The following is a 19,928-nucleotide window of genomic DNA, read 5'->3' as shown; positions in this document are numbered from 1 at the left end:
GCCCCATCGGCCATTCCCCGCAGTATAATGAGGTAAAAATCGCGTGCTTGCAGTAATTTCTCCCGCCAAATCGCTGGATTTCGATTCCCCCGTCCCCGAACTCCGGCCATCCGAAAGCCGGTTTCCCGACGAGACCGAGCGGCTCGCCAAGGCGATTGGAAATCTCACCGTCAGGAAACTGAAGGCAATCATGCCTGTGTCAGACAATCTGATCGCTCTCAACCGGGGGCGCTACGCCGAATTTTTCGACCAGCCGGAACGGCCGGCGATCTATGCCTATAATGGCGATGTCTATACCGGTTTCGAGGCGCAAAGCATCGATAAGGAAGCGATGACCTTCGCCCAGGATCATCTGCGCATCCTGTCGGGTCTCTACGGCCTGCTCCGGCCGCTCGACCCGATCCGCCCGCACCGCCTGGAAATGGGGACGAAATGGGCGCCGCGCTACAGCAGGCTGACCGATTTCTGGAAGGACAAGATCGCCAGGGCGCTGGCAGCAGATCTCGAGCAGACCGGCAGCGATGTTCTGGTCAATCTCGCGAGCAACGAATATTGGGCCTCGGTCAAACCGCATGTGGCAAAGCTACCCGCCCGGATCATCGAGGTCGATTTCCGCAAGGACGGCCCCGACGGGCCGAAATTCATCAGCTTCGAGGCCAAGCGCGCACGCGGCATGATGGCGCGCTATATCTGCGAGAACCATCTGACCGATCCGGAAATGCTGAAAGGCTTCGATTATGACGGCTACCGGTTCGACAGCGTAGGCAGCACGGATAGCAGCCTGCACTTCCTTCGTTCATGACGGGCATGTCCGCTGTCATCTTCGGCGCAACTGGCGGCATCGGATCGGCGGTGGCCGACGCATTGGAAGCGGACAAGCGCTTTGACAATATCATCCGCTTTTCCCGTTCCGGCATCAGCCCGGTATCCATCGACCTGACATCGGAAGCCAGCATCCGGGAAGCGGCGGACTGGACCAGAGCCAATGCCATATCGCCTTCGCTGCTATTTGTCGCGACCGGCCTGCTGCACGATGACAGCAGCGGTCCGGAAAAAAGCATGCGCCAGCTGGATGCCGACTGGCTCCTGCAAAATTATCAGGTCAACGCGGTCGGCCCGACGCTGATCGCCAAGCATTTTCTCCCGCTCATGAACCGTTCCGATATCAGCAGATTCGTCGTTCTGTCGGCCCGTGTCGGCAGCATTTCCGACAACCGGCTGGGCGGCTGGTACGGCTATCGCGCGTCCAAGGCGGCGCTCAACATGATGATCCGCAATCTGGCGATCGAGTGGTCGCGCAAGAATGACCGGTCGGTCATTCTTGCGCTCCACCCGGGCACCGTAGACACGGCCCTGAGCGAGCCATTCCAGACTAATGTTCCGCCCGGAAAGCTGTTTGATTCCAGTCGCGCGGCGCGCCAACTGCTGGATGTGCTCGAGCGGCTGGAACCCGCGCAGAGCGGCAGGATTTTCGCCTGGGACGGAACCGAAATCCAGCCCTGATTCCGGCGCTGTAATAATAATGTAAAACTGGCCCGAAAGGCTGGCTTTTGCCGGCCCCTTCCCCTAGAAGAAACGACAAGAAAAAACCCATGAAAAAGGCCCGTTTGTGAACGAACAAACCTCTCCACCGTCGCCGTCCAATATCGAACCGATCGACATCGTCGACGAGATGAAAACCAGCTACATGGACTATGCCATGTCGGTCATCGTCAGCCGGGCATTGCCCGACGTGCGCGACGGCCTGAAGCCGGTTCATCGCCGCATCCTGTTCGCCGCCCAGGAAGGCGGCATGGTCGCTGGCCGTCCCTATCGCAAATGCGCCAAGATCGTCGGCGACGTGATGGGCAACTATCACCCGCATGGCGACAGCGCGATCTACATGGCCCTCGCCCGCATGACCCAGGACTGGTCGATGCGGGTCCCGCTGATCGACGGCCAGGGCAATTTCGGCTCGATGGATCCGGACATGCCGGCATCGATGCGCTACACCGAGGCGCGCCTCAACAAGGTGTCCAATTTCCTGCTCAACGATCTCGACAAGGACACGGTCGATTTCATCCCCAATTATGACGGCAGCCGCCAGGAACCCAATGTCCTGCCCGCCCGCTTCCCCAACCTGCTGGTCAACGGTGCCGGCGGCATCGCGGTCGGCATGGCCACCAACATCCCGCCGCACAATCTCGGCGAGGTGATCAACGCAAGCCTGGCTTATATCGAAGATCCCGGCATCACCATCGACGAACTGATCGAGATCGTTCCCGGACCGGACTTTCCCACCGCGCCGCTGATCCTCGGCCAGTCCGGTGCCCGCGCCGCCTACAAGGACGGCCGCGGCTCGATCATGATGCGGGCCCGCCATGTCATCGAGGAAGGCCGCGGCGACAAGCGCTCGATCGTGCTCACCTCGATTCCGTTTCAGGTCGGCAAGTCCGGCCTGGTCGAGAAGATCGCCGAAGCCGCGAAGGACAAGCGGATCGAGGGCGTTTCCGACATTCGCGACGAATCCAGCCGCGCCGGTGTCCGCGTCGTCATAGAGCTGAAACGCGACGCTACCGCCGATGTCGTGCTCAACCAGATCTGGCGCTTCACCCCGGCCCAGTCGAGCTTTCCTGCCAATATGCTGGCCATCCGCGGTGGCCGCCCGGAGGTCCTGAACCTCCGCGACATCATCGAAGCCTTCGTCAAGTTCCGCGAGGAGGTGATCACCCGCCGCACCAAATTCGAGCTCAACAAGGCACGCGAACGGGCGCATATCTTGCTCGGCCTGGTGGTTGCGGTCACCAATATGGACGAAGTTGTCCGCATCATCCGGGCCTCGTCGACGCCTGCAGAAGCCCGCGAATCCCTGCTGCGGCGCGAATGGCCGATCGCCGAAATCGCCCCCTACATCCGGCTGGTCGAAGCAATGGAAACCGACATCGAGGGCGACAGCTACAAGCTGTCCGCCGTCCAGGTGAAGGCGATTCTCGACCTGCGGCTGCAGAAGCTGACGGCGCTCGGCCGCGAGGAGATCGCCGACGAGCTGAAGGAACTGGCCGCGGCGATCGAGGAATATCTCGCGATCCTGGCCGACCGCGCCAAGCTCTACGAAGTGATGCGCGAAGAACTCGAGGAAGTGCGCGACGAATTTGCGACGCCGCGCCTCTCCGAAATTACCGCCGCCTGGGACGGCCTCGAAGACGAAGACCTGATGGAACGGTCCGAAATGGTCGTCACCGTCACTCACGCCGGCTATATCAAACGCACCCCGCTTGACACCTTCCGCGCCCAGCGCCGCGGCGGCAAGGGCCGCGCCGGCATGGCGACCAAGGACGAGGATGCAATCACCGAACTGTTCGTGACCTCCACCCACACGCCGGTCCTGTTCTTCTCCACCCATGGCAAGGTCTATCGTCTCAAGGTCTGGAAGCTGCCCGAAGGCGGGCCGCAGACCAAGGGTCGCCCGATGGTCAACCTGCTCCCGCTGGCCGACGGCGAGACGATTTCCACCGTGCTGCCGCTGCCGGAAGACGAACGGGAATGGGCCGATCTGCACGTCATGTTCGCCACCGCCCGAGGCGGCGTCCGGCGCAACAGCATGGACAGCTTCACCAACGTGCCGTCGAACGGCAAGTTCGCGATGAAATTCGACGAGGGCAGCGATGACCGCTTGATCGGCGTCGAACTGCTCACCGACAATGACGACGTCCTGCTGGCGACAAAGAACGGCAAGGCGATCCGCTTTGCCGGCGACGCCGTCCGTTCCTTCCAGAGCCGCACCTCGACCGGTGTTCGCGGCATTTCGCTCAAGGGCGACGACGAGGTCATTTCCCTCTCGGTACTCCGCGGCTTCGAAGCCTCGACCGAGGAACGCGACCAATATCTCAAAGCTGCTCCCTGGAAGGACAACGAGAACGCACCCGAACTGTCCCCCGAACGGATGGCCGAATTCAGTGAAACCGAGGACTTCATCCTCACCGTCTGTGCCAACGGCTATGGCAAGCGGTCCAGCGCCTATGAATATCGCCAGTCCGGACGCGGCGGCCAGGGCATTCTCAATATCGACAATATCAAGCGCAACGGCACCGTTGTCGCCAGCTTCCGCGCCACCGACGACGAGCAGGTCATGCTGGTCACCGACCAGGCCAAGCTGATCCGCATGAAGGTCGCGGACATGCGGGTCATCGGCCGCAACAGCTCCGGTGTCCGCCTGTTCGATGTCGCCAAGGGCGAACAGGTCGTCGGCGCTGCAAAGATTGACGAGGAAGAGGAACCGGAAAACGAGGCGGAAGAAGCGGTGGTCGAGGAAATGGTCGAACAGGGCCTTTCTGATGGCGATGTTGCGGTGCCGGATGAGCCGGAGGAGTCAGACGATACCAACAATTAGCCTAACACCGTTCGTCCTGAGCCTGTCGAAGGACATCTCAAGAGCATAAGCTGCACATGAGTTGATAGTGCTTCGACAAGCTCAGCACGAACGGAATGATATCGAGGGGAAAACCAATGAAAGTCACGCCATCGCCGCAAGCTTGCGGAGCAGAGGTGACCGGCGTTGACCTCACCAGGCCGCTTTCTGAAGAAAGTGTTTCCGCGATCCGCTCCGCCTGGCTCGAGCATCATGTGCTGTCCTTCGCGGACCAGGCGATGACCGACGATGATCTCGAGCGGTTCACTCAATATTTCGGCGGCTTCGGCCTTGATCCGTTCTTCGATCCGATCGAGGGCCGCACGCATATCGCCGCGATCCGCCGCGATGCCAACGAGAAATCCCCTTTATTTGCCGAAAACTGGCACAGCGACTGGAGCTTTCAGGCACAGCCTCCCGCCGGCACCTGCCTGTTCGGCATCACCATCCCGCCGGTCGGCGGCGACACGCTGTTCGCCGACCAGCACAAGGCGCTGGACGCCATGCCGACAGAAATGCGCGAACAAATTGAGGGCCTGACCGCGATCCACAGCGCCCGGATGGCCTACGCCCCGGACGGAGCCTATGGCGAGAAGGACGAGGGCCGCAGCATGGCGATCCGCCCCGATGAATCCGCACGCGCCACTCAGACCCATCCGTTGGTACGCGAACATCCGGAGACCGGCCGCCTAGGGCTGTTCAGCTGTCTCGGCTATATCATCGGCTTTGAAGGCATGGAGCCGGCCGAGGCCCTGCCCCTGCTCCAGCAGCTATACGCCTGGCAGAGCCGTGAGGAGTTTGTCTATCGCCACCGGTGGCAGCCGGACATGCTGGTGATGTGGGACAATCGTTCGGTGCTGCACCGCGCGACCGGTGGCTATGATGGCCACGACCGGCTGCTCCACCGGACGACGATTGCCGCCTATCAGACGTGAACCGGGTCGGCGCTGTCCGCAGCCATTTCGTGGCGCAACGTCCGGACGATGCCGGTCGCGATCATGAACTGGCCGAAATAATATAGCGGCCAGACCAGCAGATCCGGAATAACGCTGGTTTCCAGCGGACCCATACGGGCAAAGATCAGCAGGTCCGACACCAGGAACAGGATCGCCCCCGCGCCGACCTGGTAGCGCGAAAACCGGCTGGTCCATGCCATGGCCGCCATCAGCGCCACCGACAGGCAATAGAATCCGATCATCACGGCCTGGGTCCGGTCGGAGGGCAACGCCCAGGCGATCAGCACCGCCAGCGGAACCAATATGATTGCGAAAATTTTCTGGCTGAACCCCAGCTTGTGGCGGCGAAAGCGGGAATAGAAAAGGATCGCCAGCACATGGCCGAGCATGAACGCTGCGGCCCCGGCGATCATGTCGATTTCCAGGGCCATGTCGCCGATCGCCCCGAGCGCCATGATCGCGCCGACAATCTTGCCGTCGATCCGGTGCAGCCGGACCAGCGCATAAATCACGAGAAAACCGACGCCGGCGCCTTTCCAGGCGATCAGGTACGTGCCCGGGATATTGCTGTCGTTGACAAAGAAATAGCTGATCCCGAACAACAGGCTGAGCATCAGAAACGGCCGGGATTCGGCAAAGGCGCTTTTCATCGGAATATCATGGTCCCCTGTACCGAATCGCCTGTATCATGCAACCGGCGCGACTGCCAGATTGACATTGAGGTCTTACCACAACACTAAGGCGCCCATGACAGATGTACATATCATAGGCGGCGGACTCGCCGGATCGGAAGCGGCCTGGCAACTGGCGGAACAGGGCGTAAAGGTGCGCCTTTCCGAAATGCGCGGCAGCGGAGAAATGACTCCCGCCCACCAGACCGACGGCTTGGCCGAGCTGGTCTGCTCGAACAGCTTCCGCTCCGACGACGCCGAGAAAAATGCCGTTGGGCTGCTCCACCAGGAAATGCGCGACCTCAATTCCATCATCATCGGCGAAGGCGACAAGAATCGCCTCCCGGCCGGATCGGCGCTGGCGGTCGACCGCGACCATTTTTCGGCAGCGGTGACGAAGCGACTCAGCGAACATCCCAATATCGAGCTCGTCCGTGAACGGGTCGACCAGCTGCCGGAAAGCGGACTGACGATCGTCGCCACCGGTCCCCTCACGGCGATGACTCTCGCCGAAAGCATCGGCGCCGCCACCGGCGAGGATTCGCTGGCCTTTTTCGACGCGATTGCGCCGATCGTCTACAAGGACAGCATCAACATGGACATCGCCTGGATGCAGTCGCGCTGGGACAAGGTCGGACCGGAAGGCGACGGCAAGGACTATATCAACTGCCCGATGACCCGCGACCAGTATGAAGCCTTCATCCAGGGCCTGCTCGAAGGCGAGAAGACCGACTTCAAGCAGTGGGAAAAGGACACGCCCTATTTCGAAGGCTGCATGCCGATCGAGGTGATGGCCTCGCGCGGCCCCGAAACCCTGCGCTTCGGTCCGATGAAGCCGGTCGGCCTGACCAACGCCCATACCGGCGAAAGCGCCTATGCCGTGGTCCAGCTGCGGCAGGACAATGCGCTCGGCACCTTGTGGAACATGGTCGGCTTCCAGACCAAGCTGAAATATGGCGCGCAGGCCGATCTTCTGAAAACCATTCCCGGCCTCGAAAAGGCCGAATTCGCGCGCATGGGCGGACTCCATCGCAACACCTTCATCAACGCCCCGAAATTGCTCGACCGGGAGCTGCGTCTGAAAAAGGCACCGCATATCCGCTTTGCCGGCCAGATCACCGGCTGTGAAGGCTATGTCGAAAGTTCTGCGGTCGGCCTGATGGTCGGCCGGATGGTCGCGGCGGAACTGCGCGGCGAGCCCTTCACCCTGCCCCCGCAAACCACGGCATTCGGCGCGCTGCTGTCGCATATCACCGGCGGCGCCGATGCCCGCGACTATCAGCCGATGAACGTCAATTTCGGCCTGTTCCCGCCCTTCGAGCAACGCGTCAAGAAGAAGGAACGCAAGGAAGCCTATACCGCCCGCGCCCGCGCGGATTTTGCCGGATGGCTCCATCCCCTTTCGGCCAAGGGCCTGCAGCTCGCCTGAGTTCTAGCATTTGCAGCGCGGTGCCGTCCGCTTCGGCCGGGTGGTGCGAAATTCGGTACGGGTCAGCTGGCCATTCCTGTCGCCGTCGGCTCCGGCAAATTTCTCGCTGGTCGCCACCGCCCATTCCTCGAAGGTCAGCAGATTGTTGCCGTCCTTGTCCAGTTTCCGGAAGGAGCCCGTGCGGCTGCTCATCATCTCCAGCCGGGTCACGATCTCGTCGCGATTGCGGTCATAGCGGTTGAAGCGCAGTTCCTCGCGGGAGGCCTTGTAAGCCTTTGGCGGTGTCGGCGGGGCCGGACCGACGATGTCCGGATCCGGATCGACCTGCGGCAGACTGTCGGCCGCGGCGGGCTCTGGCGGGGGCGGCGCGACGGGGATCGGCACATCCTGCCCCTGTGCGCCGATCCACAGGAACAGGCCTGCGGTCAGCAGAAGCAATATCCCGGCGGCTCCAGCGGCAAATTTTTTCATAGGCAAAATCCGCGGATCAGTGACTGCCTAATGTCCCGTGATCCCGTGCCAGATGATACGCGCAGCGCTGGCCGGGCGATAAAGATCCGCAGTCAGTTCGCCTCTCCTAACATCCCGGATCATCAGCCGGCAGAGGATTGCGAGCGGTCGGCCGCTTCTGTCAAAATTCGGGGCTGCCTGTGCCCGCACGATCGTGGCGCAGCGCTCAAACGCCGAATCGCGCATGGACTTGTCGGAACAATGCCGGGCAAAGTCCCACAGCGCCCACGCCCGGGCATATTCGGCCTGCCCCTCGTCCAGTTCGCGGTCACCCGACAGGCCAAATGCAAAACTTCCGCAACCGCGGCTTTGCGCATAATGATCAAACTCCCGCTGTTGCCAGGGAAAATCGCCCAGCATCACTTCCCAACCGTCCACCAGATCGACGAGGGGCTCGAGACTGAGGCCCGCCTGTTCAAGTTCGTTGACCTGCGCGACCAGCGGTTCGCCGGCCGGCCGTTCCGCCGCTGGCTTGGTTAAGATGTCCCGCCACCACGTTAACCGCATCTGTCCTATCAATATTTCCGTTGTTGAGCGGACAATATCGGCCAGTCGCTGATCGATCGCGAAAAGCAGGGCATAGCGCGGCCGATCGGCAGGCCTCGCATAAGCGGCAATCAAATGCTGCAGCGGCTCCAGCTCTGGCAATCCATCTGTCATGCCGGTGCGGTCGCCAGTTTTGCGGGCAAAATCAAGGTAAACTTCCTCTTAACCAAAGCTGTTGCCCCGCCACTAACCCTTTTACCCGTAACTGGCCCTTGAAATTGGGTTTATCAGGGGGCCAGAGCGCATGCTTGGCAGAATAAAAGGGAAGTCGGCAAAGTCATTTTTGCAGGATTTGCGCGCCAATACCGCCGGCAACACGCTGGCCATGGCCGGCATGGCACTTGTTCCGCTTTCCGCGATGATCGGCGGCGGCGTGGATGTCAGCCGGATCTATCTGGTGCAGACGCGCTTGCAGCAGGCCTGCGATGCCGGTGCGCTGGCCGGGCGTCGGCAAATGGCCAGCGGCAGCTGGACGGCCAACAGCAACGCCGCCAATACCGCAGCCAACAACATGTTCCGCGCCAATTTCGACACCGATGCCTACGGCTCCTACAACGGCAGCCATGCCTTTAGCGAAAATGCAGGCACCGTCTCGGGCACCGCAACGGTCAAGCTGGACATGGCCGTGATGCAGATGTTCGGCTTTGGCACGAAAAGCATCAGCGTCGAATGCGACGCCTCGATGAGCATCCCCAACACCGATGTGATGTTCGTCCTAGATACCACCGGATCGATGAATTGCCCCGATACGGGTTCGTCCTACTGCGGCAACAACGGCAATGTCGAGGCCTCCAACGCCCGCATCAAGGGCCTGCGCTCGGCGGTAAAATGCTTCTACGAAACGCTGGCGAAAAGGAACAGCGGTGAAGATTGCGGTTCGACGCCCGCCGCGGGCAGCGCCAACACCGCTCATCTCCGCTTCGGCTTCGTGCCCTACAGCACCAACGTGAACGTCGGAAAGCTCCTGCCGAATGATTTTATTGCGGACAACTGGACCTATCAGTCGCGCGAAGCCGTTACCCGGCTGGAAAATGTGGTCGTCGACTACACCCCGGGCACGCCCTACGTCTACGCAACCACCTATTATTATGATGGTAGCTGGAGCGGCACCTCGACCGTTGATACCCATTATAATGTACGCAACAGTACAGATTGTAACAATCTTCAGCCTGATGATTATGATGATATGTCGGGATCCGAAGGGTCGCGCTACGGCGAAACAAGCTGGAACTCGGGAGATTATCAGATCACCCGATGGTATACGAATGTCGACGGAACGCGATATGATTACAGTACTGATTATAGTTCCTGGCAGGACCGTTGCCGCATCCGCCTCCGGACACGGGGGCTGACCGAACGGCGGGAATATCGGCAAGTCAATTCGCCGGTATACGAACAGCAACAGGTCTTTTCCCATTATGACTACAAGCCGATCACCTTCGACGTCAGTTCGCTGAAAGCCGGCGGATCGAACTGGAACAATTCGATCGACTTGCCGATCGGGAACCAGGGCCTCGATACCGGGGTTCCCTGGGACGGCTGCATCGAAGAGCGGCAGACCGTCAGAACCAATAATTTCAGCCCGATCCCGGCGGCCGCCTACGACCTTGACATTGATCGGCTGGCAACGTCAGCTGACCCCGCTACGCAATGGGGCCCACTGCTCAACGAGGCGGTCTGGGACCGCTATAATTCGAGCGGCAACCGGACGACCGCCACGGTTTCGACCGCCAGCAACCTGACAAAATACTTCAGCTATTTTTGTGCATCAGAAGCGCGCAAGCTGCAACGGTGGGACACACCAAGTGAATTTGACAGCTATCTGGACGGGTTGGACGCCATCGGCAGCACCTATCATGATATCGGTCTGATCTGGGGAGCCCGACTACTCTCCCCCACCGGCATATTCGCGTCCGAGAATGCGGCGACTGACAATGGCGGAGCCATTGACCGCCACCTGATCTTCATGACCGATGGCGACACCGTCACCGACAATCTGCAATATACCTCCTATGGCGTAGAATGGTACGATCGCCGCAGGACCTCTTCGAGCAGCGCACCCTCGGACAGCGATCTCTCATCGCAGGTCAACAGCCGATTCCTGGCGATGTGCAGCGCGATCAAGAACCAGAACATCACCCTGTGGGTGGTATCCTTTGGCAACGGCGTCAGCAGCAGCGCGATTACCAACCTGCAAAATTGTGCGACCTCCGGCAAATTCTACAATGCCAGCAACAGTGCACAGCTACTGGAGAATTTCCGCACCATCGCCAACGACATCTCGCAACTGAGACTGACGAACTGATGCAGGGACTTCTGGCCAGATTTCGCAATCTCAAACGGGATGACAGCGGCGCCGCGCTCGTGGAATTCGCCTTTGTTGCCCCTGTGCTCATCCTTTTGATCATGGGCATGATGGATATCGGGCATCGCATCTACGCGACGGCCATTCTCCAGGGTTCCGTGCAAAAGGCGGCTCGCGATGCCAGCCTCGACGACGGCTCCGCCAACGCCAGCGCTATTGACGATCGGGTCAAGAACCTGATGCTGCCCATATTGCAACCGGAGCCGATATCGAATTTTGACTTCAAGCGTCAGAATTACACCAATTTTTCGGACGTCTCGAAGCCCGAGGATTTTACCGACACCAACAATGACGGTGAATGCAACAACGGCGAACCCTATGACGATCTCAACGGTAATGACAGCTGGGATGATGACCGGGGCACGACCGGACAGGGCAACGCCAAGGATGCGGTGCTGTACACGGTCGAGGTCAGCTATCCTCGGATGTTCCCGATGGCGGGCCTGATCGGACTGCCGGAGAACGAGAGCATCCAGGCCAGTACGGTCCTCCGGAACCAGCCGTTCGGCGAGCAGTCTCCACGCGGAGGGGTAAAAAATTGTACCTGATCAAACATCCTGACGGCAAAAAGAAACGCCATTTTCTCAAGCGCACCTTGGCGGCCATTGCCGTCAATACCAGCGGACTGGCTCTCATCGAATTTGCCTATGCGCTGCCGCTGCTGCTCGGCGTCGGCATGTATGGCGCGGAAGTCGCAAATATTGCGATGGTCAGAATGCGGGTGAACCAGATTTCCATGCATGCTGCCGACAATGCGGCCCGCATCGGCGAAGGTGCCCTTCTGACGCAAAAGAAAATCTACGAAAGCGACATCAACGACCTGTTTATCGGCGCCGATCTGCAGGCCGGTGACTATGTCGACATATTCGAGCATGGCCGGGTCATCATCAGCAGTCTCGAACGGCACAGCGATGGCGGCCAATATATCAACTGGCAGCGCTGCAAGGGCAAGAAGACGCATGTGTCAAGCTATGGAACGGCGGGCGTGAATTCTCCGTCCCGTCCCGTAACCGGGATGGGCCCGGTGGGTGCCCGGGTTACGGCTCCCGCCAATCAGGCGGTGATCTTCGTGGAGATTTCCTACGACTATCAGCCCCTGATCGCGCGGACCTTTACGAAGACGCGCACCATCACCACCCGCGCCGCCTTCAACGTCCGCGACCGGCGCGATCTCAGCCAAATCTATAACCGGACAGGCAGCGACCCCGTGTCCAGCTGCAACACATATAGCGGAATAAGCTAGCGGCGGTCAGCCTTCGCTGTCCTCTATGTAACAGACCTTCTTCACCGCCTCGATAATCCGTGCGCTGTCGATCAGCGCTGCCTTTTCAAGATTCGCGGCATAAGGCAAGGGCACGTCCTCGTTCGTCACCCGCGTGACCGGCGCGTCCAGATCATCGAAGCCGTGCTCCATGCACAGCGCGATGATTTCGCTCGAAATCGAACAGGTCGGCCAGCCTTCCTCGGCGACCACCATGCGATGGGTTTTCGCCAGGCTCTTCAGGACCGTTTCCGTATCCAGCGGACGCAGTGTCCGCAGGTCAATGACTTCGGCCTCTATGCCCTCGCCGTCAAGACGGTCTGCCGCTTCCAGCGCAAGACCGACGCCGATCGAATAGCTGACAATGGTGACATCGGCGCCTTCCCGGACAATCCGTGCCTTGCCGATCGGCAGCGTATAATCCTCCAGTTCGGGGACATCAAAGGACCGGCCGTAGAGCAGTTCGTTTTCCAGAAAGACGACCGGGTCCGGCGACTGGATCGCTGCTTTCAGCAGCCCCTTGGCATCCGCGGCATCATAAGGGGCGATCACGATCAGACCCGGAACCGACGCATACCAGGGGCCGTAATTCTGGCTGTGCTGCGCACCCACCCGCGAGGCCGCGCCGTTGGGACCGCGAAACACGATCGGGCAGCGCATCTGGCCACCGGACATGTAATTGGTCTTCGCCGCCGAATTGATGATCTGGTCGATCGCCTGCATCGCAAAGTTGAAGGTCATGAATTCGACAATCGGCTTCAGGCCGCCCATCGCCGCGCCAGCCCCGATACCCGCAAAACCATGCTCGGTGATCGGCGTATCGATCACCCGCTTGCCGCCAAATTCCTCCAGCAGCCCCTGGGTGACCTTGTATGCACCCTGATATTCGGCGACTTCCTCGCCCATGACGAAGACATTCTCGTCCTTGCGCATTTCCTCTGCCATGGCATCGCGCAAGGCTTCACGCACCGACAGCGAGACCATTTCGGTACCATCCGGAACGGACGGATCACTGGCTCTCGAAACCGGCGCGGCGGGCGCGTCCTGCATGATTTCCGGAGTGGTCTTTTCCTTGTCCTTTTCTTCGGCCGCATCTTCCTGTGCGCCATCCTCGTCGGCCTCGGCATCCGTATCGCCATCATCTTTCGCCGGCTCGGCCTCTTCATCTTCGCCGGCCATCTCGGCAATGACGGTGCCGACCGCAACCTCGTCGGTTCCCGCTTCGACCAGAATTTTGGTGATGACGCCTTCGTCCACCGCTTCAAATTCCATCGTCGCCTTGTCCGTTTCGATCTCGGCCAATATGTCGCCGGAGGCAACTTCATCGCCTTCCTTGACCAGCCATTTGGCCACGGTGCCCACTTCCATGGTGGGCGACAGCGCGGGCATCTTGAGTTGGATTGCCATCAATATTGCTCCACCAGGACGTTGGTATAAAGTTCGGACAGTTCGGGTTCCGGCGATTCCTCGGCAAAGTCCGCCGCTTCCGTCACCGTCTTGCGGACCTTCTTGTCCAGCGCCTTCAGGTCCTCTTCCTTCACGCCCTTCTTCATCAGCGCCGTTTTCAGCCGCTCGATCGGATCGGATTTCTCGCGCATGTCCTGGACCTCGTCGCGGCTGCGATATTTGGCCGGATCAGACATCGAATGGCCGCGATAGCGATAGGTCTTGAGTTCCATCAGCACCGGTCCGCCGCCGCCGCGCACGTCCTTCAGCACCTCTTCGACGGCACCGCGAACCGCCAGCACATCCATCCCGTCGACCTGCACGCCGGGGATGCGGAAACTCTCGCCGCGCCGGTAGAGCTGATCCTCGGCGGAAGAGCGGTTGACGCTCGTGCCCATCGCATATTGATTGTTCTCGATGATGAAAATGACAGGCAACTGCCACAGCTCCGCCATGTTGAAGCTTTCGTAGACCTGCCCCTGGTTGGACGCGCCATCACCGAAATAGGCCAGACAGACGCCGCCATCTTCCTTGTACTTGTGAGCGAAGGCGAGCCCCGTCCCGAGCGACACCTGCGCGCCGACGATCCCGTGGCCGCCGTAAAAGCCGTGCTCGACCGAGAACATGTGCATCGAGCCGCCCTTGCCCTTTGAGATACCGGAGGCGCGACCGGTCAGTTCCGCCATCACGATGTTCGGATCAATGCCGCAAGCCAGCATGTGGCCATGATCGCGATAGCCGGTGATGACGCTGTCCTTGCCGGGATTGATCGCCGACTGCAGGCCGGTGACAACCGCCTCTTGGCCAATATAGAGATGACAAAATCCGCCGATCAGGCCGAGGCCGTAAAGCTGCCCGGCCTTTTCCTCGAATCGCCTTATCAGCAGCATCTGCTCATAAAATTCCAGCATCTCTTCTTTGGTTGCCCGGTATATCGGTGCCTTCAATCCACCGGTGGAATGCACGGCCGGCTTGGACTTGGCCGGCGCGCGCTTTGGCGCTGCCGGTTTCTTGGCTGGGGCGGTTTTCTGGGGAGCTTTTGCCACGCGAGCGGAATCCTTTTTACAACGAACACGCAGCATAGCCAAAACCGCTTCGTTACCCAAGCACTTAGACGCGTCGAACCAAGGGGTTTTTACCCGACCCGCCAGCGATCACATGTTATTTCAGTGGTACGATGATCTCGTCGGGGTGCACGACATTAACCTTCTTGCGCAGCAATTCGCTGATCAGATCAGGATCAGCGCCCTTCGGGTCGAGCAGCTCGACCCGGTTCTTCAGCGCGGCCCGTTCTTTCTCCAGCTTGGCCAGTTCCACGCCCCGCAGTTCCAGCTGCGCCTGATAGTCGCCCCAGGCCAAAACTCCGGTGGGGCCAAGCACCGCATAGCCTGCGATGGCCAAGAGAGACATCAATGCGAATCCGGGGCCAAGAGCCGCCTTTGCAAGGTCCGTGATTTTTTCGCGCTGGGCCATATGTTCGCCTTGAATCAGAAAAGTGATTCGCTGGCAAGTGACTTCACGAATATTTCGAACTTAGCCCGTCGAGCCGCCTCGCAATTGCGAGCAACGGGGTCAGCGGAATATGGACCGCCCCGCATAGCGCGCGACGCTGCCCAATTCTTCCTCGATCCGGATCAGCTGGTTATATTTGGCCAGCCGGTCCGACCGCGCCAGGCTTCCGGTCTTGATCTGACCGCAATTGGTGGCGACGGCGAGATCGGCAATGGTGGCATCTTCGGTCTCTCCGGAGCGATGCGACATCACCGCAGTATAAGAGGCATTATGCGCCATCCGCACCGCTGCCAGCGTTTCCGAAAGGGTTCCGATCTGGTTGACCTTGACCAGCAGCGAATTGGCCAGCCCGTCCGCAATGCCCATCGACAGCCGTTCGGGATTGGTGACGAACAGATCGTCGCCGACCAGCTGCACGGTGTCGCCAACCGCATCGGTGATCAGCTTCCAGCCCTCGAAATCATCTTCCGACATGCCGTCCTCGATCGACTTGATCGGATAGTCGCGGCACAGGCCGGCAAGATAGTCGGACATTTCCGCCGGGCTCAGCACCTTGCCTTCGCCCGAAATATGATATTTCCCATCCCGGAAAAATTCGGTGGCGGCGCAATCCAGCGCCAGGACGACCTCGTCGCCCACCTTGAAGCCGGCCTTCTCGACCGAAGCCATGATGAAGTCGAGCGCTTCGCGGGTCGACCCGAGATTGGGCGCAAAGCCGCCTTCATCGCCGACGGCGGTTGCAAGGCCCTTTTCCGACAGGCCCTTTTTCAGCGTGTGAAAAATTTCCGAGCCCCAGCGAACCGCTTCCGACAGGCTGTCCGCTCCGACCGGCATCACCATGAATTCCTGAAAATCGATCGGATTGTCGGCATGCTCGCCGCCGTTGATGATGTTCATCATCGGCACCGGCAGGACATGCGCCGACACCCCGCCGACATAGCGGTACAGCGGCAGGCCCCGGGCATCGGCAGCCGCCTTGGCTACCGCCAGGCTGACGCCGAGAATGGCGTTGGCACCCAGCCGGCTCTTGTTGGCCGTGCCGTCCAGCGCGATCATCACCGCATCCAGCTCTTCCTGGTCCTCGGCATCCAGATCGGTCAGCGCGTCCTTGATCTCGCCGTTGACCGCTTCGATCGCCTTGAGCACGCCCTTGCCGAGATATTTGTCCTGGTCGCCGTCGCGCAATTCCACCGCTTCATAGGCGCCCGTCGAAGCCCCGGAAGGAACCGCGGCGCGGCCGAAGCTGCCGTCTTCCAGCAATATGTCGACCTCCACCGTCGGGTTGCCCCGGCTGTCCAGAATCTGGCGGGCATGGAGGTCGATTATTGCGGTCATGGAAATGGCTCCGGAAGTGAAAAAATGATGCGCACGGCCTTATCGTCATGCCTGTCTTCTGGCAATCCATTGCGCCGCTTTTATCCGCGCCACACCCCTTGATTCGATGGCATATGATACCATTTCAAGGGTAGATCACCGCAAATGGAACGCTTTCCGTCTGTCGGGTGTTTATAAGGGACAATTCAGGAAGGAATGTTGATCATGGCAGAAGAGAAGAAACCAGCGGGCAAGACAGCAACAAAATCCCCGGCCAAGAAACCGGCTGCGAAAAAGGCCCCAGCCAAGAAGACAGCTTCCCCGAAGGACACATCCGAAACCCGCACGGCAAAAGCCCGGCGCGCCGCGCCTCTGAAAAGCGGCGCTACCAGAGCGGCGTCCACGAACACCACCAACAGCGGCGATTTCAAGGAACGCGCGCTGACCAAGGCCCGTTCCGCCGCAAACCAGGGCAAGCAGCACACCGGCAATGCGATCGAGAATTTGAGCAAGATGATCGAGGACAGCGCCCGCACCATCGACGACAATGTGGGCGAAAAATATGGCAATTACGCCCGTTCGGCGGCGGATGCGGTCTCCTCCTTTGCGGAAAAGCTGAACGCCAAGGAAATCGATGAAATGGTCGAGGACGCCCGCGGCTATGTCCGCAAGAGTCCGGCCGTCGCGATCGGCGCTGCCGCCGTGGTCGGTTTTCTGCTATCCCGTCTGATCAAATCGGGGATGGATGACAACGACGCATGAGTGTAGCGTTGTACCACCCGACAGGCGGATGATGGATGTTGCAGGACAAGGAAATTCCGGATTTGGATGAAGAGAGCCTTCTCGACGATTCCGCGGCAACCGCGGGGCAATCCGCCGACGCCAAGACCCTGACATCCCAGGTTTCCGAGCTGATCGAGGATGTGCGCATTCTCGCTCTTGCCGAGGCCGAATATTATCGCGCCAAGCTGTCGGTCAACCTCGTCGCCACGAAGCGCGTCTTGCTGCTGTTCGGCATGTCGATCATATTCGGAACCGGTGCCCTGGTGGCCCTCATTTTGGGAACCTTGCTGATCCTCGCGAAATATCTCGGACCGCTCGCGGCCACGGCCGTCGTGACCGGCTCGTCCCTGCTTATCGCCGCCGTGCTGATGGGCATGGCGACCAGGCGGGCGCGCAAACTGCCGCTCGACGAACATGATGCATGAGAATGATGATGCCAAGCAACAATGACGATATCTTCAGCCTGCGCAATCTGGCCATGGAACGCGACCGGGCGCGCAAGAATCTGAAGCGCGACACGATCGCCACGAAGGAGCGGCTGCGCCCCTCCAATCTGGTGACCGAAGCCAAAGACAAGGCGGCCGAAGGCGTGCGCAAGGCAGGAGCCGGCGCGGTGCAAAGCATCCGGGCCAATCCCGCCCTGAGTGCGACCGTGGCCGCAACCGCGACGCTGATCGCGATGCGGCGGCCAATTGCCAGGCTGATCGCCGATCGCAGGAAATCCGGGACGCATCCAACCGAGGAATAGACGATGAACAAACTGACCGACAATATCGACAAGGCCCGCGCCGCCTCCCGCGAGCGGCTCCAATCGGCCACACAGGCCGCCACCGAGCGATCCCACACCGCCCGCGAGAAAATGTCGGACAGCAAGGCGCGGGCAGCGGCACTTCTCGGCGAAGGGCGCGAAAAGGCGGCGGGCAGCGTTGCCGCGACACGCGATGCCGCGCGCAAGGCGGTCGCAAAGTCCGAAGAGACCATTTCCAACAGCCCGCTGGCCATCGTCGCCGGCGGCGCCGCGCTTGGCATATTGTTCGGCATGCTGCTGCCGAAAAGCAGAACCGAAGGCCGATATGTCGGTCGCGCCGGCCGCAGGATCAACGGCACTCTGCTCACCGCCTATCAGGCTGCCAAGGAAGCCAGCCGCGAGCAGATCGGCGAAATGGGTCTCGACAATGACAAAATGCGGGCACAGTTCAAAGATTTGTTTGGGAAAGCGATCGAGGCTGCTAAGACCGCCATGGCCGCAGCACAGGATGCGGTGAAAGACGAAAATCAGGGCAAGAAATGACCGAACAGCGCAGCAAGATACACCTCGTCATGGGCGGACGGGTCAAGGACCCGCGCGGGGTCGAATTTGTCAGCCTCGAGAACATGGATCTGGTCGGCGTCTATCCCGACTATGACACGGCCGAGGACGCCTGGCGCTCGAAGGCGCAGATGACGGTGGACGATGCCGAGATGAAATATGTTGTCGTCCATCTCCACAAGCTGCTCGAGCCGGATCTGCCCGAAGACCTCTAGACCGGGCTAGGCGCTGCGAAACCGCAGTTCCAGCAAGGGTCGGGTCATCAGCAGGCCCGCGACGAAACCGCCGATATGCGCAAAGATCGCGATACCCTGCAAGCTTCCGCTTGTGGCGACGCCGATCATCAGCTGGATACCGATCCACGCCAGCGTCAGCCAGATGATCCGCACGACATGGCCGGGAATGGGCCCCACCGCGTCGACGCGGTTGCGCGCGAACAGCAGCGCATAGGCGCCCAGAACGGCGGAAATGGCGCCGCTCGCCCCGACCATCGGAATTGCCGAGCCGCTGTCGACGGCAAATTGCGACAGCGCCGCGGCATAGGCGCCAACCCCGTAGAGGATCGCCATCAGTTTCGGCCCCAGCGCCTGTTCGACAAACCGCCCGCAGAACAGCAGCATCAGCATGTTGAACGCGATGTGCAGCAAGCCGCTGTGCAGGAAGGCCGAGGATAGCGGCGTCAGCCATGCGGGCACCAGCCAGCCATGCGCGGCCAGGTCCGGTACCGCTCCGCTCAGCCGGACCGGGAACATGCCGCCGCGCAGGATCGCCTCCTGTTCCCAGCCGAATATCCAGATCACTAGAAAGATCACGACATTGGTAATGATCAGTCCGTTGGTGAGCTTTCCAGCCGGCAGGTTCATGGGCTCTAGATGAACTCGATTTTTTCGAGCAGGAAATATTTGTCGCCGGACGGCACCGTGACTTCAATCTCGTCGCCGACGCTGCGGCCGATCAGCGCCCGGCCGATCGGCGAGTTGTAGCTGATCTTGCCGGCCTTGGCATCGGCTTCGGCCTGTCCGACCAGCTGATATTTGAACGGCTTGTCATTTTCGTCGAGCAGGGTCAGCGTCGCGCCAAACACGGCCTTGTCGCCGGACAGGGTCTTGGGATCAATGACCTGCGCACGGGACAGCTTGTCCTCGAGATCGCCGATCGTCGCCTCGACCTGGCCCTGGCGCTCCTTGGCGGCGTGATATTCCGCATTTTCCGAAAGGTCACCATGCGCTCGCGCGGTCTCGATCGCGTCGACGATGATCGGCCGCTCCGCCTTCAGAGCCTTGAGTTCGGCTTCCATCTTGGCGTGGCCCTCGGCGAGCATTGGTACTTTTTCAACAGCCATATTCTTGGCCTTTCCTTACTGAAGCGCCGCCGATTTCGGCCGTGCGGCGTCAAAAACAGTTTTCCGGCGGCCCCTTTTCCAAGGACCGCCCGCAGTT

General features: G+C 60.4%; 22 protein-coding genes. 13 read left to right on the top strand and 9 right to left on the bottom strand.

Annotated elements, in window-relative coordinates; genetic code table 11:
- Positions 1-43: 43 nt before the first annotated feature.
- The 4 genes from yaaA to V7650_RS03820 all read left to right on the top strand — a co-directional run bounded on the left by yaaA (position 44) and on the right by V7650_RS03820 (position 5,322).
- Positions 44-802 carry a peroxide stress protein YaaA gene (yaaA, locus tag V7650_RS03835; RefSeq protein ID WP_335654909.1) on the top strand — a complete coding sequence of 253 codons (759 nt, stop codon included), beginning with the start codon at positions 44-46 and terminating at the stop codon, positions 800-802.
- A gap of 5 nt (positions 803-807) precedes the next feature.
- Positions 808-1,503 carry an SDR family NAD(P)-dependent oxidoreductase gene (locus V7650_RS03830; RefSeq protein WP_335654908.1) on the top strand — a complete coding sequence of 232 codons (696 nt, stop codon included), beginning with the start codon at positions 808-810 and terminating at the stop codon, positions 1,501-1,503.
- A gap of 169 nt (positions 1,504-1,672) precedes the next feature.
- On the top strand, positions 1,673-4,369 hold the full coding sequence (gene gyrA, locus V7650_RS03825) for a DNA gyrase subunit A (protein WP_442955257.1): 2,697 nt from the start codon (positions 1,673-1,675) through the stop codon (positions 4,367-4,369).
- A gap of 116 nt (positions 4,370-4,485) precedes the next feature.
- On the top strand, positions 4,486-5,322 hold the full coding sequence (locus tag V7650_RS03820; RefSeq protein ID WP_335654906.1) for a TauD/TfdA dioxygenase family protein: 837 nt from the start codon (positions 4,486-4,488) through the stop codon (positions 5,320-5,322).
- Here the strand turns inward: V7650_RS03820 and V7650_RS03815 are convergent.
- A complete protein-coding gene (locus V7650_RS03815; RefSeq protein ID WP_335654905.1) occupies positions 5,313-5,993 on the bottom strand; it encodes a lysoplasmalogenase in 681 nt (226 codons plus the stop codon). The genes V7650_RS03820 and V7650_RS03815 overlap by 10 nt on opposite strands.
- 97 nt (positions 5,994-6,090) lie before the next feature.
- Between V7650_RS03815 and trmFO the strand changes: the two genes are divergently transcribed.
- Positions 6,091-7,443, top strand: a complete 1,353-nt coding sequence (gene trmFO, locus V7650_RS03810) for a methylenetetrahydrofolate--tRNA-(uracil(54)-C(5))-methyltransferase (FADH(2)-oxidizing) TrmFO (RefSeq protein WP_335654904.1) — start codon at positions 6,091-6,093, stop codon at positions 7,441-7,443.
- Between the two features lie 3 nt (positions 7,444-7,446).
- Here the strand turns inward: trmFO and V7650_RS03805 are convergent, their stop codons facing one another.
- Together V7650_RS03805 and V7650_RS03800 are read right to left on the bottom strand one after the other, a co-directional pair.
- Positions 7,447-7,914 carry a hypothetical protein gene (locus V7650_RS03805; protein ID WP_335654903.1) on the bottom strand — a complete coding sequence of 156 codons (468 nt, stop codon included), beginning with the start codon at positions 7,912-7,914 and terminating at the stop codon, positions 7,447-7,449.
- Positions 7,915-7,941: 27 nt separating this feature from the next.
- Positions 7,942-8,613, bottom strand: coding sequence for a squalene/phytoene synthase family protein (locus tag V7650_RS03800; protein WP_335654902.1), 672 nt, complete (start codon positions 8,611-8,613; stop codon positions 7,942-7,944).
- Positions 8,614-8,743: 130 nt separating this feature from the next.
- Between V7650_RS03800 and V7650_RS03795 the strand changes: the two genes are divergently transcribed.
- Genes V7650_RS03795 through V7650_RS03785 form a run of 3 tightly spaced genes read left to right on the top strand, consistent with a single transcriptional unit; the run spans position 8,744 to position 12,107 of the window.
- Positions 8,744-10,804 (top strand): TadE/TadG family type IV pilus assembly protein, encoded by a 2,061-nt coding sequence (locus V7650_RS03795; RefSeq protein ID WP_335654901.1) that lies wholly within the window; start codon positions 8,744-8,746, stop codon positions 10,802-10,804.
- On the top strand, positions 10,804-11,412 hold the full coding sequence (locus V7650_RS03790; protein ID WP_335654900.1) for a TadE/TadG family type IV pilus assembly protein: 609 nt from the start codon (positions 10,804-10,806) through the stop codon (positions 11,410-11,412). Before V7650_RS03795 ends, V7650_RS03790 begins: the two co-directional genes overlap by 1 nt.
- Entirely contained in the window at positions 11,403-12,107 is a 705-nt protein-coding gene (locus V7650_RS03785) for a TadE/TadG family type IV pilus assembly protein (protein WP_335654899.1), read from the top strand. Before V7650_RS03790 ends, V7650_RS03785 begins: the two co-directional genes overlap by 10 nt.
- A gap of 6 nt (positions 12,108-12,113) precedes the next feature.
- On the opposite strand, the gene V7650_RS03780 is transcribed toward V7650_RS03785, so the two are convergent.
- The 4 genes from V7650_RS03780 to eno form a co-directional block, all read right to left on the bottom strand.
- The gene (locus V7650_RS03780; RefSeq protein WP_335654898.1) at positions 12,114-13,532 is read right to left on the bottom strand and encodes a pyruvate dehydrogenase complex E1 component subunit beta; all 1,419 of its coding nucleotides are present in this window, start codon (positions 13,530-13,532) and stop codon (positions 12,114-12,116) included.
- The gene (pdhA, locus tag V7650_RS03775) at positions 13,532-14,653 is read right to left on the bottom strand and encodes a pyruvate dehydrogenase (acetyl-transferring) E1 component subunit alpha (protein WP_442955252.1); all 1,122 of its coding nucleotides are present in this window, start codon (positions 14,651-14,653) and stop codon (positions 13,532-13,534) included. The genes V7650_RS03780 and pdhA overlap by 1 nt, the downstream gene beginning before the upstream one ends.
- A 79-nt stretch (positions 14,654-14,732) precedes the next feature.
- Positions 14,733-15,044, bottom strand: a complete 312-nt coding sequence (locus V7650_RS03770) for an FtsB family cell division protein (protein ID WP_335654896.1) — start codon at positions 15,042-15,044, stop codon at positions 14,733-14,735.
- A gap of 99 nt (positions 15,045-15,143) precedes the next feature.
- Complete coding sequence (gene eno, locus V7650_RS03765) at positions 15,144-16,418, bottom strand: phosphopyruvate hydratase (RefSeq protein ID WP_335654895.1); 1,275 nt, start codon at positions 16,416-16,418, stop codon at positions 15,144-15,146.
- Positions 16,419-16,622: 204 nt separating this feature from the next.
- Here eno and V7650_RS03760 point away from each other — a divergent pair, with 204 nt between their 5' ends.
- The 5 genes from V7650_RS03760 to V7650_RS03740 are packed head-to-tail and all read left to right on the top strand — an operon-like array spanning position 16,623 to position 18,704.
- A complete protein-coding gene (locus V7650_RS03760) occupies positions 16,623-17,159 on the top strand; it encodes a hypothetical protein (protein ID WP_335654894.1) in 537 nt (178 codons plus the stop codon).
- 35 nt (positions 17,160-17,194) lie between these two features.
- Positions 17,195-17,605: a phage holin family protein gene (locus V7650_RS03755; RefSeq protein ID WP_335654893.1), complete on the top strand. Its 411-nt coding sequence runs from the start codon at positions 17,195-17,197 to the stop codon at positions 17,603-17,605.
- Between the two features lie 2 nt (positions 17,606-17,607).
- Positions 17,608-17,928, top strand: coding sequence for a hypothetical protein (locus V7650_RS03750; RefSeq protein ID WP_335654892.1), 321 nt, complete (start codon positions 17,608-17,610; stop codon positions 17,926-17,928).
- Between the two features lie 3 nt (positions 17,929-17,931).
- On the top strand, positions 17,932-18,471 hold the full coding sequence (locus V7650_RS03745) for a DUF883 family protein (protein ID WP_335654891.1): 540 nt from the start codon (positions 17,932-17,934) through the stop codon (positions 18,469-18,471).
- Positions 18,468-18,704, top strand: a complete 237-nt coding sequence (locus V7650_RS03740; RefSeq protein WP_335654890.1) for a DUF4170 domain-containing protein — start codon at positions 18,468-18,470, stop codon at positions 18,702-18,704. The genes V7650_RS03745 and V7650_RS03740 overlap by 4 nt, the downstream gene beginning before the upstream one ends.
- A 6-nt stretch (positions 18,705-18,710) precedes the next feature.
- Here the strand turns inward: V7650_RS03740 and V7650_RS03735 are convergent, their stop codons facing one another.
- Together V7650_RS03735 and greA are read right to left on the bottom strand one after the other, a co-directional pair.
- Positions 18,711-19,352 carry a rhomboid family intramembrane serine protease gene (locus V7650_RS03735; protein WP_335654889.1) on the bottom strand — a complete coding sequence of 214 codons (642 nt, stop codon included), beginning with the start codon at positions 19,350-19,352 and terminating at the stop codon, positions 18,711-18,713.
- A 5-nt stretch (positions 19,353-19,357) separates the two neighbouring features.
- The gene (gene greA, locus V7650_RS03730) at positions 19,358-19,831 is read right to left on the bottom strand and encodes a transcription elongation factor GreA (protein WP_335654888.1); all 474 of its coding nucleotides are present in this window, start codon (positions 19,829-19,831) and stop codon (positions 19,358-19,360) included.
- Between the last annotated feature and the right edge of the window lie 97 nt (positions 19,832-19,928).

This window comes from Parasphingorhabdus sp., assembly GCF_036964565.1.
GTDB lineage: Bacteria > Pseudomonadota > Alphaproteobacteria > Sphingomonadales > Sphingomonadaceae > Parasphingorhabdus.
The sequence above is the reverse complement of the archived record's forward strand: the minus strand, read 5'-3'. Positions and strand labels throughout refer to the sequence as shown.